Origin of the sequence: Rhodococcus sp. YH3-3 (assembly GCF_001653035.1) — a bacterium.
Taxonomy (GTDB): domain Bacteria; phylum Actinomycetota; class Actinomycetes; order Mycobacteriales; family Mycobacteriaceae; genus Rhodococcus_F; species Rhodococcus_F qingshengii.
In genome coordinates this window covers 746,730-758,768 of the sequence record NZ_BCWH01000002.1, presented here as the reverse complement: position 1 = coordinate 758,768, position 12,039 = coordinate 746,730, and the positions used below count along the sequence as shown (strand labels likewise).

General features: G+C 61.2%; 9 protein-coding genes. 2 read left to right on the top strand and 7 right to left on the bottom strand.

Annotated elements, in window-relative coordinates:
- Positions 1–43 precede the first annotated feature (43 nt).
- Positions 44–502, top strand: a complete 459-nt coding sequence (locus YH3_RS16300) for a nuclear transport factor 2 family protein (protein ID WP_064443724.1) — start codon at positions 44–46, stop codon at positions 500–502.
- A 1-nt stretch (position 503) separates the two neighbouring features.
- Here the strand turns inward: YH3_RS16300 and YH3_RS16295 are convergent, their stop codons facing one another.
- Positions 504–1,298, bottom strand: a complete 795-nt coding sequence (locus tag YH3_RS16295; protein ID WP_054187462.1) for an SDR family NAD(P)-dependent oxidoreductase — start codon at positions 1,296–1,298, stop codon at positions 504–506.
- A 214-nt stretch (positions 1,299–1,512) separates the two neighbouring features.
- Here YH3_RS16295 and YH3_RS16290 point away from each other — a divergent pair, with 214 nt between their 5' ends.
- A complete protein-coding gene (locus tag YH3_RS16290) occupies positions 1,513–2,091 on the top strand; it encodes a GNAT family N-acetyltransferase (protein WP_003940097.1) in 579 nt (192 codons plus the stop codon).
- Here YH3_RS16290 and YH3_RS16285 read toward each other — a convergent pair.
- The 6 genes from YH3_RS16285 to YH3_RS16260 form a co-directional block, all read right to left on the bottom strand.
- A complete protein-coding gene (locus tag YH3_RS16285) occupies positions 2,082–2,588 on the bottom strand; it encodes a ClbS/DfsB family four-helix bundle protein (RefSeq protein WP_064443723.1) in 507 nt (168 codons plus the stop codon). The two genes, YH3_RS16290 and YH3_RS16285, sit on opposite strands and share 10 nt — an antisense overlap.
- Positions 2,589–2,675: 87 nt before the next feature.
- A complete protein-coding gene (locus tag YH3_RS16280) occupies positions 2,676–3,611 on the bottom strand; it encodes an alpha/beta fold hydrolase (protein WP_007732711.1) in 936 nt (311 codons plus the stop codon).
- Positions 3,612–3,643: 32 nt separating this feature from the next.
- Positions 3,644–4,723 (bottom strand): dipeptidase, encoded by a 1,080-nt coding sequence (locus tag YH3_RS16275; RefSeq protein ID WP_064443722.1) that lies wholly within the window; start codon positions 4,721–4,723, stop codon positions 3,644–3,646.
- 97 nt (positions 4,724–4,820) lie between these two features.
- On the bottom strand, positions 4,821–6,215 hold the full coding sequence (locus tag YH3_RS16270; protein WP_003940270.1) for a serine hydrolase: 1,395 nt from the start codon (positions 6,213–6,215) through the stop codon (positions 4,821–4,823).
- Between the two features lie 217 nt (positions 6,216–6,432).
- Positions 6,433–7,188 carry a histidine utilization repressor gene (gene hutC / locus YH3_RS16265; protein WP_024487384.1) on the bottom strand — a complete coding sequence of 252 codons (756 nt, stop codon included), beginning with the start codon at positions 7,186–7,188 and terminating at the stop codon, positions 6,433–6,435.
- A gap of 109 nt (positions 7,189–7,297) precedes the next feature.
- Positions 7,298–11,944 (bottom strand): NAD-glutamate dehydrogenase domain-containing protein, encoded by a 4,647-nt coding sequence (locus YH3_RS16260; RefSeq protein WP_238592628.1) that lies wholly within the window; start codon positions 11,942–11,944, stop codon positions 7,298–7,300.
- Positions 11,945–12,039 lie beyond the last annotated feature (95 nt).

The following is a 12,039-nucleotide window of genomic DNA, read 5'->3' as shown; positions in this document are numbered from 1 at the left end:
GTGCGCCTTTATTAACCCCCCGACGTTAAGAAAGGCGCACAGCATGAGCATCGACATCACCACTCTTCTCGACGAACGCGAGATCACCCGCTCCATCTTCGAGTTCGCCCGAGCCATGGATGCGCGAGCGTGGGATGAACTCCACCGGATCATGACGCCGGACGCTACGGCAGAATTGGGCACCGGAACTCTGCGCGGATCCGCCGAGGTAGTGGCGTCCATCCGCTCGTTCCTCGACGAGTGCGGTCCCACCCAACATCTGATCGGTAACGTGCTGGTCGAGGTGGTCGGCGATCTCGCCACCAGCCGCTCCTATGTCAGCGACATGCATGTGGGCACCGGGAGCAAGGCTCACCTGAACTTCTTCACCCTCGGCGACTACCACGACTCATGGGCGCGGATCGACGGAAAGTGGCGAATGACGCACCGCACCAAGCATTCACACGCCAGTCAGGGATCCATCGAGGTTCTGGGCGCCGGCCCCAGCGGTTGGCGGAGCTGATTCAGCTCAACATCGACGAACGGCCGGTCGCGAGCGGACTCTTGCTGGTGAGTCCGCCGTCGACCACCAGGGTCTGCCCCGTCATGTAGCGAGATTCGTCCGAAGCCAGGTAGACCATGGCATGCGCGATGTCTTCGGGTTCGCCGAGGTAAGGCAGGGCGTTTGCCTGCTTCATGCCGTCGATGACATCAGCGGGGATGTTGTCCACGAGAGCGGGTGTCATGATCGCGCCCGGCGCTACAGCATTGCACCGAACACCGTTTGCTCCGTACTGGACTGCGATGTACTGCGTCAGACGAATGACTGCCGCTTTGGCGGATCCGTAGGCAGACTGCAGGGAATCCCCGATCAATCCACCTACCGAGGCCGTGTTGACGATCGATCCTCCACCGGCACTGTTCATGTGCGGAATGGCAAGTCGTGAAGCGACGACAGTGCTGCGGACGTTGAGCGACATCACGCGATCCCACTCGTCCAAGTCCATCCGGAGCAGGTCGAGATCCTTGCGCGGGTTACTACCGCCCACGTGATTACACAGGACGTTGATGCCGCCGAATTCGGCGACCGCCTTTTCGATCATCGCTGCCAGAGAGTCCTCGTTCATGACATCGACGCCGAAACCCACTGCATTGCCACCCGTCTCGCGAATCGCCACCGCCGATTCCTCTGCACGCGCAGGATCGAGGTCGGCGACCAACACCTTGGCGCCCTCTGCCGCCATGAGTTGTGCTGCTGCACGCCCGATTCCACTGGCGGCGCCTGTGATCACTACATTCTTGCCTTCGAGCCTGTTCATATCTGTTCCTTTCGCGGAGAATCGCCATACCCGGATCTCACGTGCCCGGAGTTGACAGCTCGGCGATTGCCCGATCACTACCAGTCAACGCAGGATCGACAGCCTCGTCCAACTTTCTTGAATGAACTCACAAGTACGTGACCACGACCCGCGCACCTGCTACACCGCCGAAATCGAGTGGCGACGGAAGACCTCCCTGTGCTGAAGTGGCACTATGCAGAATTCTGTTCGACCGCTGTCCATCGACGACCTCGACCGTGCCGCCGAGGTTCTCGGCGAGGCGTTTGCCGACTACCCCTGGACGAACTGGTGCGTCGCCGAAGACTCCCACGTGGAACGCGTCGCGACTCTGCAACGGATCTACCTCGAACACCTGGCACTACCGTTCGGGCGTTCCTACATCGACGATTCCGGCAACGGCGTCATCGCAGTCCTGCCGCCGGACACTCCAGAGCCTGATGAAACGACCGTCGAGAAGATCGTCGAACTGCACGGAGATCGGTTCGAGCGCGTTCTTCAGGCTGACGAACAACTGTCTGCGCTTCCCGTCCCCGACAACGCGTGGTCGTTGGCAACGATCGGTACGACGCCGCGCTCACGCGGAACCGGATTGGGTTCTGCGCTACTGAAACATGCTTTGGCGGAACTGGATCGAACCGAACAGAATTGCTGGCTCGATACGTCGACCGAACGAAATCTACCGCTGTACCAACGGTTCGGTTTCACGATCGTCGGCCAGACCTCGCTCCCCGACGGACCGGACGTATGGCGGATGCATCGACTTCAGGGCTGATTGTTCGACTTCAGCACTCGCCGAATCATTTTCGACAACGACGCGTATTGGGTGATCGTGTTGACGGCGATCCACCTCGAGACCGGCCACGTCCGGGTCCACGAGAAAACCCCGACCGACAGCAGTTGATCGTCGTCAAGGGTCTCGATGTAGTTGCGCAACATCGCAACAGCAGCTCCCAAGCGGTCACGAAGCTCCTGAGCCGGAATGTCGATGCTCGCGTCGACAACCGACTGGTTCAGTGCGGGTGTTTGCGTCCACTTGTAACCCGCCGCCGGCGTCTGCGGAGCCTCGTCTCGCAGCCCGGCACCTATCCACTCTGCGACGGCCTCTGCCCACCAGACACGCACAGCGAGTACGTCGTGCACCGTCCACGCGTCGACGGCAACGGCGTCGAACGCATCGGCCTCGGCGACGCCGTCGAGTAACGCTTCGAGTTTCGAATACGCCGAGTCCAGCTCGCTCACCAGTTCTTCGCGTGACCAGGTCTGCGCCACAATGCCTCCGAACGATCAGTGGAGAAGAAAGAAGCGGGACCATCTCGACTCGATGGCCCCGCCTCCAACTTTAACGTCCTCCCGGATTCAGTTCAGCTCACCCAAGAACCTTCCGAGGTTCTCGGCGATCTCCTTCGACCTGGTGTGGTGCAGGTAGTGGTCTCCGTCCAGCAAGATCACCTCTCCGTGATCGACGGAGGCTGCCTGCCCCTCGTGCAGCTCTGTCCAGCCCTGAACTTCTGAATTGTTCACGGCGAACAACAGAATCGGAAGATCGGCTGGGAACGTCTTGCCGATTGCTTCAGCGAAGTTACTGGAAAGATGATCCATCTCGTTGAGATAGGTATCGCTGAAGTTGTTCTTCGCAGTCAACTGTCGCATCTCGTCCTTTGCGGCGGGATCGAGGTACTCGTCCGAGGCTTCACCACCGACGACCTTGGACAGCAATTCCGCCAAGCCCAATTGCCTTCCAACTCGGAGTGCGTCGATCGGGAATTTGGTATCCATGTTCGGCTGCCCTGGAACACTGCTGTCGATACCCACGAATGCGGTGACCTCGTCACGGTACTTCGCGGTGTAGTCCAGCGCATAGAGACCAGTGATCGAGTGCCCCATGAGGATGTATTCGTCAATTCCCAGCGACTGTACTGCCGTATGAATCTCTTCGACGATGTTCGCAGTCGTGCGGTCCTTGTCCGTTCCGTCACTGTAGCCGTAACCGAAGGGCTCGATCGTGACGACGCGGTAGTCGGGTGCGAGCTCGTTGACAAGCGGTGTGAAGTCGAGAATCGGTGCGGACGTTCCGAACCCGGGTAACAGCACTATGGTCTGATCGCCGTTGCCGCGGATCGAGTAGCTCATGTTCTTTCCGTCGACGGACACGAACTGGTTGCCCGTCTCCCCGGCCGGAACGCTCGCTTTGCTGGAGCCGACATTGAATACGAGCGCTATCGATACCAGCACAACCAGAACTACGGACACCGAAGCAACCAGCTTCAGTGCAACGGTACGAATCTTCTTCATTCTCATCCTCATCTTCTCGGGCGTCGATACGGCTAGGAAAGGCTCGACATCGAGGGTGCACTGGTCTCGTCGAGCACACGCAACACGTTGTTGCCCATCAGCTTTGCCAAGTCCTCCGCGGACCAACCGCGTTCCGCCAGACGGTCTATCAACACCGCGAAACCGGATACGTCCTGCATACCGTCCGGAAAGTCGTCGAACCCATCGTAGTCACTGCCCAAACCGATGTGGTCGATGCCCGCGACGTCTCGGGCATGCTCGACGTGGTCGGCGAGATGGTCCACTGTCATCGCCGGTCGTGGGCCGACTCGCCCGCCTTTGAACCACTCGTTGTACTCGGCAGAAAGGAACATGGGTACAAAGGCGATCATGATGACCCCGCCGTTGTCCGCGAGCAGTCGCATGACGTCGTCGGGAACATTACGGGGGTGACCGCATAGCTGAGAGCACGACGAATGGCTGAAAATCACCGGCGCCGACGACGTCTCGATGGCATCTCTCATCGTTTCCACCGAGACGTGCGACAGGTCGACGAGTACGCCGAGCCGATTCATTTCGCGCACGATCTCGCGACCGAAGTCGGTCAGCCCGCCGTGTACTCGAGTGTCCGTCGCGGAGTCCGCCCACCCGGTGTTGTCGTTGTGCGTCAGCGTCATGTACCGAAGACCAAGGCGCGCCATCATTCTCAGGACACCGAGCGAGCTGCCGATGCTGTGACCGCCCTCCGCGCCCAACAAGGACGCGACCTTGCCCTCGCTCCAGATGCGACGCACGTCGTCACCTGTACGCGCGAATTCGAAAGTATCCGGATATCGCTCGATCATCCGGTACACGTAGTCGATCTGTTCGAGTGTGTACTGAACCGCCTCTGGCTCCGTCCTGTCACACGGGGTGTAAACCGACCAGAACTGCGCACCGACGCCTCCGCGACCGAGTTTGTCGATGTCGGTTTGGAAGATGGAATCCTTCTCGAGATTCTCCACCGAGTATGCGGCAGTTTCGCGAGCCGTCCAGGCCAGATCGTTGTGACCGTCGATGACCGGCGCAAGGCCGTAAGCATCCAGTGCCGCGGGGTGATTCACGTCCGGAAAAGGAGCGAGAGGTTTCATCATGAGTTTTCCTCGAAAAGTAGTGCGGGCAGGTCGAGGGCCCTCATCGCCTTCGACCTGCCCGAGATTTCATTCAGCGGAGAGAATCATCTCGCCGCGACTAGTCGGAAATCTTCTTGAAAAGCCTTGTCATGTAGAGATATTGCTCGCCATCGATCGTGAGATGAGCCATCTCACCCGAAGCGCTCTCGTTACTGATCAAGAACCTGGAGGCGGACAGAGGTACGACCTTGGTGGGCGGAGCCGGCGGCTCGCCGTCGATCTCGACCTTGGCGAAGTTCTGCACCTGGAATCCGCCGTCCTCGCCGCGCGTGAGTTCGATTCGCACGGTTGTCGATTCATAGGTTCCGAGAATGTGCGACAGGTCGATGTCTTCCGCATTCGGCTCGGACTTCGGTTCCGGCAGAACGAGATCGAGCTCCTGGGCGATCTCCTTCTCGATGTCGTGGGCCAGGGCGCCGCCGCCACGCGAGTTGGTCACCACGGCCATGGCGAGACCGAGCTCGGGGAAGGTGTGAAAACGAGTGATCTGGCCGATCGTCGCACCACCGTGCTGCGCGGACGTCACGCCGCCCCAGTCGGACAGGATCCAGCCGAGGCCCCAGGCCTGATCGACGCTCGAGACCGCGGTCAGGTCGAATTGCGGAGTGCGCATCAGGCGCGCGGATTCTTCGGACAGAATGCGTTCACCCGTCAATGCGAGTCCGTCACGCATGTGTGCAGCACCGAAGGTCAGGAGCGAGCTGACCGATCCGGTGATGATCCCGGCCGGACCGATACCGCGCGGAAGCAGCCACTGCTTGGTCGGAATCACCTTGTCCGGCGACGTCCGATCCGGGTTGGCCACGTGGCCGACGGCCGTGCGGAACAGCGGCGCGTCCTTGGCCTTGGTGATGATGTGCGTCAATCCGAGTGGCTTCCAGAGATATTCGACCAACGCCTCGTCCCACGTCATCTCACGAAGGACCTCGACGATGCGGCCGGCAACGGCAAAACCCGCGTTGCTGTAACTCAGATGCCCGCCGGGCTCGGTGACGCTGATCGCGGTCGCGAGTTCGTCGACGTACTTCTCGACGCAGTCGTCACCGTCACCGGTGTCGTTGAACAGGTCTCCGTCGATACCGCTTGTGTGCGTGAGCAACTGGCGGATCGTGATTTCCTTCGTGTTGGAAGGATCCGCGATCGTGAACTCCGGAAGCACCTCCACCACCAGGGTGTCCAGCGTCAGCTTGCCCTCGTCGACGAGCTGCATGATCAGCGTCGTCGTCCAGATCTTGCTCGCGGATCCGTACTGGAACAGGGTGTCTGCGTCGACGTCAACGCGCGTGTTCAGGCTCGTCACTCCGGTGGTGATGACACGGATGTCCGCTGCGCCGTCTTCGCCCAGCGCGATCACACCGACCTGCGCGCCCGGTACCGAATGCTTGGCTGCCAGTTCGTCGAGGCGTTCCTGCCACTTCGGGGCGACAAGTAGGTCCTTGGGCAAGTCGGTCACAGGTCGAACTCCTTCGATCATGGAAGCGAGCGGCGTAGACGGCGTTGCTGGGATCCGCTCAGGTCTCACTCGTCGGGAAGTGAGGTTGCGGAAGCAATAACCGTCCACCCATGATCTCAGTGTGCTCGCAGTCACGTCCTGGTCGATTGCACCGAAGTCGACCCCGAAAATGGTGCAATCCGACGAGCGAGTGTTCAGGATTCGCCATTCGAAACGATCAGCGCTCGAAGGTTCCTTCCAAGCGATTGCGTGAACCCGGATGGATCAAGCGCGCCGCGCTGACCAATCCGTTAGCCGACCACGTGCGGCGGCGAATCAGCAGGCACGGTTCCCCGCGATCGATGCGTAACAGCTCGCATTCGTCCGGGCTACCCAACACCGCTTCCACGACATGCTCGCCGCGAACCAGAGGCGCAACGTCACTCAAGTAGTTGTTGGGGGTGATCGCGGTGAAGTCCTGGCGCAGATAGTCTGGCGCCTCGTTCGGATTCACGAATCGGTCTTCCACCTGAATCGGAGTTTCGTCCTCGAAGTGCACCATCAGCGAATGGAACACCCGTTTGCCCACCGATTCACGAAGGAACGTCTGCCCGTGGTCGGTTTCTTCCTCACGAACGAAGACGACCTCGGTTCGATGACGGTGGCCGCGGCGCTGAATCTCGTCGGCGATGTTCTTGACTTCGAACAGCGGGGACGCGGTCTTCGTGGCGGCGACAAAAGTACCGACCCCCATCATCCGCACGATCAGACCGTCGCTGGTGAGTTCGCGAAGCGCTCGATTGATCGTCATTCGTGACAACCCCAGCGCACTGACCAGTTGATTCTCCGAAGGCAGCTGATCGCCTTCGGTCCACCGACCCGAGTTGATCTGCGAGACCACGAGGTTCTTGACCCGTTCGTAGGCAGGGGCGGACTCGCCGCCTGCCTCGTTGAACAGCACGGCGAGTTCTGCGTCCACTTCGGCAATCGCCATCGCCACCACCCGTTCGTCGAAAACCACCGAGTCGGTTCTCCCGTTCGGCCTCCGAAGTCTATCCGCCTCGTGCACCTTTCCGATCCATCCGCGAGCGTCCGCGCCGGACCTAACCCACCATGCGCCGCAATTGGCTCGTCGCAACCGAAAGCGCAGCAAGATCGTGTTGCCCGGACGCCTCGATCTCTGCGAGCGCGAGAGTGGACCTCTCGATTCTCGACGCATTCCTTTCTTCCCACCTCGAGAGTTTTTCCGCTGTCGTGTCACCCGCTTCCGCGTCGGCCAAGACGTCGAGGGTCAGGGCCCGCACCGTCGAGTACAACTCGTCCCGCAACGACAACCTCGCCAACGCGTTCCATTTTCCGTCCTTGCTCAATGCCGACACTCGATTGAGCATCGGGACGAGCCCAACATGCTCACCGAGCCGGAAATAGAGTTCGCCGGTCTCCGAGATCGTCCGATCGGCAAGGTCCGCGATCTCCACCACGTCGAGCAGTCCGAACTGATCGAGCAATATCTCCACTCGCCTGACCAGGTTCTCCGGCGCGCCCTTGTCCGTGATGAGGACCGTTCGCGCAGCCAGGTTCCGCTGATCTGCGCCTACCAGCCAGTCATCGAGCTCTGCCGACGCCTCCGCGATGCGATCACCGAATCTGCTGATCTCGGCCCCGACGGCCAGCGGTTGCGGACGACGTGTCAGCATCCACCGTGACGCCCGGTCGAGCAGTCGCCTGGTGAGCAGGATCAACTCGTCGGACACTGCGGTCGAGAGCGAGGCTTCGCTGATGTCGTGCCACAACTTCCACAGTCCGAACACCTCGGAGACCACAGTGAAGGCACGTACTGCGTCTTCCGGATCAGCGCCGACTTCTTCACCGAGCCGATACACATAGGTGATGCCGCCTCGATCGATGACGTTGTTCGTCAGCACTGTCGCGACGATCTCGCGACGAAGTGGGTGCCGGTCGAGGGCGTCACCCCCTGCAACTCGAACGCCCTCCGGAAAATAGTTCGCCAGCACCTGGCGGTAGATCTGGTTGTCGATCGAGCTTCCCGCCAACAGCGTGGATTTCAGATCGAGCTTGACGTGGGCCATCAGTGTGGCGAGTTCCGGCGACGTCAGCCCCGTTCCCGACTTCTCGGCCGCGGCGAACTGCTTCTTGGTCGGAAACCCTTCGATGACACGGTCGACGATCCCGCGCGATTCGAGGTTGGAAATCACTCTGCCGTGCACACCGATCATCGCCCCCGCATCCGCCCGCGTGGTACCCATCAGTTCGTTCTGCGAACGGTTGTCTGCGAGAACGAGTTCTGCGACCTGGTCGGTCAGCGATTCGAGTAGTGCGTCACGACGTGAGTCCGTGACGACGCCTGAGCTGATCAGGGAGTCGAGAAGGATTTTGATGTTCACCTCGTGGTCGGAACAATCGACTCCGGCCGAATTGTCGAGGGCGTCTGTGTTGATCCGTCCACCGCCGCGTGCGTATTCGATCCGTCCGGCCTGGGTGAGGCCGAGATTGCCTCCTTCACCGATCACTCGGGCACGCACTTCGTTGCCGTTCACCCGAACGGCGTCGTTGCTCTTGTCGCCGACTTCGAGGTCGGACTCACCGGAGGCCTTGACGTACGTTCCGATGCCGCCGTTCCACAACAGATCTGCCGGGGACCGCAAAATCGCCCGAACCAGTTGCGGTGGAGTCAGGTCGGTGACGTCGTCCTCGAGGCCCAGTGCCTCTCGTATCTCGTCACTGATCGGAACGCGCTTCGCCGAGCGTTCCCACACTCCGCCGCCGGCACTGATCAAGGTCGGGTCGTAGTCGGCCCACGAGGATCGGGGGAGCGCAAAGAGACGTGATCGCTCGTCGTACGAGCGCTCAGGCGACGGGTCCGGATCGACGAACACGTGCCGATGATCGAACGCCGCGATCAGGCGAATGTGCTTGCTGCACAACATACCGTTGCCGAAGACGTCGCCACTCATGTCTCCGATCCCCACCGCGGTGAAGTCATCGTGCTGGGTATCGACGCCGAGCTCACGGAAGTGCCGCTTGACACTTTCCCAGGCGCCCTTCGCCGTGATACCCATGGCTTTGTGGTCGTAGCCGACCGACCCGCCGGACGCGAAGGCGTCGCCGAGCCAGAATCCGTACTCCGCGGCAACCTCGTTCGCGATGTCGGAGAACTTCGCAGTTCCCTTGTCCGCGGCGACAACAAGATACGTGTCGTCTCCGTCGTGGCGAACGACCCGCCGCGCCGCGACAACGGCCCCGCTCTGCTTGTCGACGTTGTCGGTCAGATCGAGTAGTCCGCGAATGAAGGATCGGTAGCAATCGATCCCGGCCGCCAACGCAGCTTCTCGGTCTGCGTCTGCGCCCAGCCCTGGAACCGGTGGGCGTTTGACGACAAATCCGCCCTTCGCTCCGACAGGCACGATGACCGCGTTCTTGACTGCCTGCGCCTTCACCAATCCCAGTACCTCGGTGCGAAAGTCCTCTTTCCGATCCGACCAGCGCAAGCCGCCGCGAGCCACCGTACCGAAACGAAGGTGCACACCTGCTACATCGGGTGAGTACACGAATATCTCGAACTTCGGTCGAGGGAAAGGCAATACGGACAGCTTCTCCGAATCGAACTTCAACGAGAGCGCGCCGAGCGATTCAGTGGGATACACGAAATAGTTGGTACGCAACGTGTTACGGACCAGTTCGGACAACGCGCGCAGGATCCGATCGGCGTCGAGTCCTTGCACCTGCGCCACGGCCGTTTCCACGTCCGCTGCTGCACGTGCACCTCGATCTCCGTCGACGACGTCAGGATCGAAACGGCTCTCGAACAATTCGCACAATCTGCCGGCGATCTCGGGATGATCGGCAAGTACCTCGGCGACGCGACCGGTGCTGTAAGGAAATCCCGCTTGCTGCAAGAACTCCGCGTATGCCCGCAGCACCACTACCTGTTTCCAGCCGAGTCCCGCGATCGCGACCAATTCGTTGAACGAGTCCGGCTCGGCGTCACCGTTTCGAACCGCGGCAAACGTCGCCGCGAATCGCGCGGCAAAGTTGTCGAAGCCTTCGACCGGAGCACTCGGATAGTCGAGCGTGAACTCGTAGATCCTGGACTGTTCGGTTCCCGCCGGTGCGATCTCGTACGGACGCTCGTCGACCACTTCGACGCCCAGGCTCTGCAATACGGGCAGCACCTCGCCCAGCGAGAGCGGATCACCCGAGACGTACAGCCCGAGACGGTGAGTACCCGGTCCGTCGACAGAACGGGCCAACCGTGGACTTACTTCTCCGGGCGCGAGGCCCTCGAACACCGCCATGTCCTCGGCGGCTCGGACAGCGTCGAAATCCTGCTTGTATGCCACCGGAACGCGCTCGGCGAACCGAGCACGCCTGCGCCGCTCGTCGTAGTGCGAAGCATCCAGAACGAATCGTTCGTCCCACGTCAGGCACGCGTCGACGACGAGGTCCCGAATCTCCCGTGCTTGTCGCGCCGACGCGAAGTTCGCGCCGCCGCCGACTGTGGCCGTGAAATGTACGACGGCCAAGGGGGATTCCGAGACTCGACTGGAGAACTCGATATTGTGGGCACCGAGTGCGTCGGCGAGTACCGACTCGGCCGTTGTTCTGATCGTCGTACTGAATTTCTCGCGCGGAACGAAGAGCAAAGCCGACAACTCTTGATCTCGCCCTGTCACCGGGGAACTTCCCACCGGTTGCAAGAACAGGTGGATCGATGTGCGGCCGTCCACGGAAGTGAGTTCGTCCAGCGCGTCCGCGATTCGGGCCGGCTCGGCCGCCAGGAGCACTGTGACCGGAATCGACTGAATCACTGCCAGCATCGATTGTCCGACAAACGAATCGACGGTGGATCCTGAGGCCTCGAAGATGTCTGCGACGCGTCCTCGCACGAGCGGGGTTCGCCTGACGTCGGCGACGATACCGGTCGCGGTGAAGAACCCGACGAATCGGTACGCACGGTCGCCGACAGACACGTCGATCTCGGTGGCGTATTCGGATCCACCGAACCCTTGCCGGAGGTACACCACTGCAATCGAGAGGGGCGCCGCTTTCGAATCCGAAGAGCCGGTTGGATCGGGGAGCACGCCGATGGCGTACGGCTCGTCACTGTCGACAGTTCGCGCACCACCGATGACACTGAAGTTTCCGGCGCTGCACCACCGGAGAAAGTCAGCTTCTTCGGCGTAGCCGTTCGAGTCCAGTTGCTCGCGCGCCTCGTCGACGAGGTCCCGCAGGGGCACGGAATCGCGGAAGGCACGCGCGATACGGTCGAGGATTCCGGCGACGTCGTCCGCGATCACCTGCGCCTGCGCGTCCGAACAGTGTGCGGGTAGTCCTATGTGGATCCATGATTCGGTGCGCTCCCCGGCCCGGGCGTCTTCGGTGCTGTGCGCCGGTTGCACGGCTGTGCGAAGCACGGGGTGCACCACGAATTCCGGTTCCACGCGGGCACGGGCAAGTGTCGCCAAGACCGCTTCGACGAGCTGCGGCATGTCGTCGCCGACGTATTGAATCGCGGGGCCGTCCCCTAACTCCCCGGCCGGCGCGAGTCGCGAGATCGACGAGTTGTGTCCTCGTCGACGCGAAAGGTCCATGTGCGCGGCGACAATCGCCAGCTTGCGGTCTTCGGCGAGCGCAGCGTATCGGTCCGCCGACAAGCCCTCGAAATACGTACTGGACACCCTCCTCACATTCTCGGAGTCCGGTGTCGTGTCGACTGAAACGAGGCTCATGTCAGCACCTTCCGCCGAAAGCCACGCTGCTTCCGACTTGTAGTGGGTTCGATCCGCAATCAACTTGTCTATACAGGCTTAGACAAGTTGATCAT

What these genes read in the sequence shown, in the direction of transcription:
- YH3_RS16260 (WP_238592628.1), bottom strand. Translation starts at nt 11,944, where the DNA reads ATGAGCCTCGTTTCAGTCGACACGACACCGGACTCCGAGAATGTGAGG.
- YH3_RS16295 (WP_054187462.1), bottom strand. Translation starts at nt 1,298, where the DNA reads ATGAACAGGCTCGAAGGCAAGAATGTAGTGATCACAGGCGCCGCCAGT.
- YH3_RS16280 (WP_007732711.1), bottom strand. Translation starts at nt 3,611, where the DNA reads ATGAAGAAGATTCGTACCGTTGCACTGAAGCTGGTTGCTTCGGTGTCC.
- hutC (WP_024487384.1), bottom strand. Translation starts at nt 7,188, where the DNA reads ATGGCGATTGCCGAAGTGGACGCAGAACTCGCCGTGCTGTTCAACGAG.
- YH3_RS16275 (WP_064443722.1), bottom strand. Translation starts at nt 4,723, where the DNA reads ATGATGAAACCTCTCGCTCCTTTTCCGGACGTGAATCACCCCGCGGCA.
- YH3_RS16290 (WP_003940097.1), top strand. Translation starts at nt 1,513, where the DNA reads ATGCAGAATTCTGTTCGACCGCTGTCCATCGACGACCTCGACCGTGCC.
- YH3_RS16300 (WP_064443724.1), top strand. Translation starts at nt 44, where the DNA reads ATGAGCATCGACATCACCACTCTTCTCGACGAACGCGAGATCACCCGC.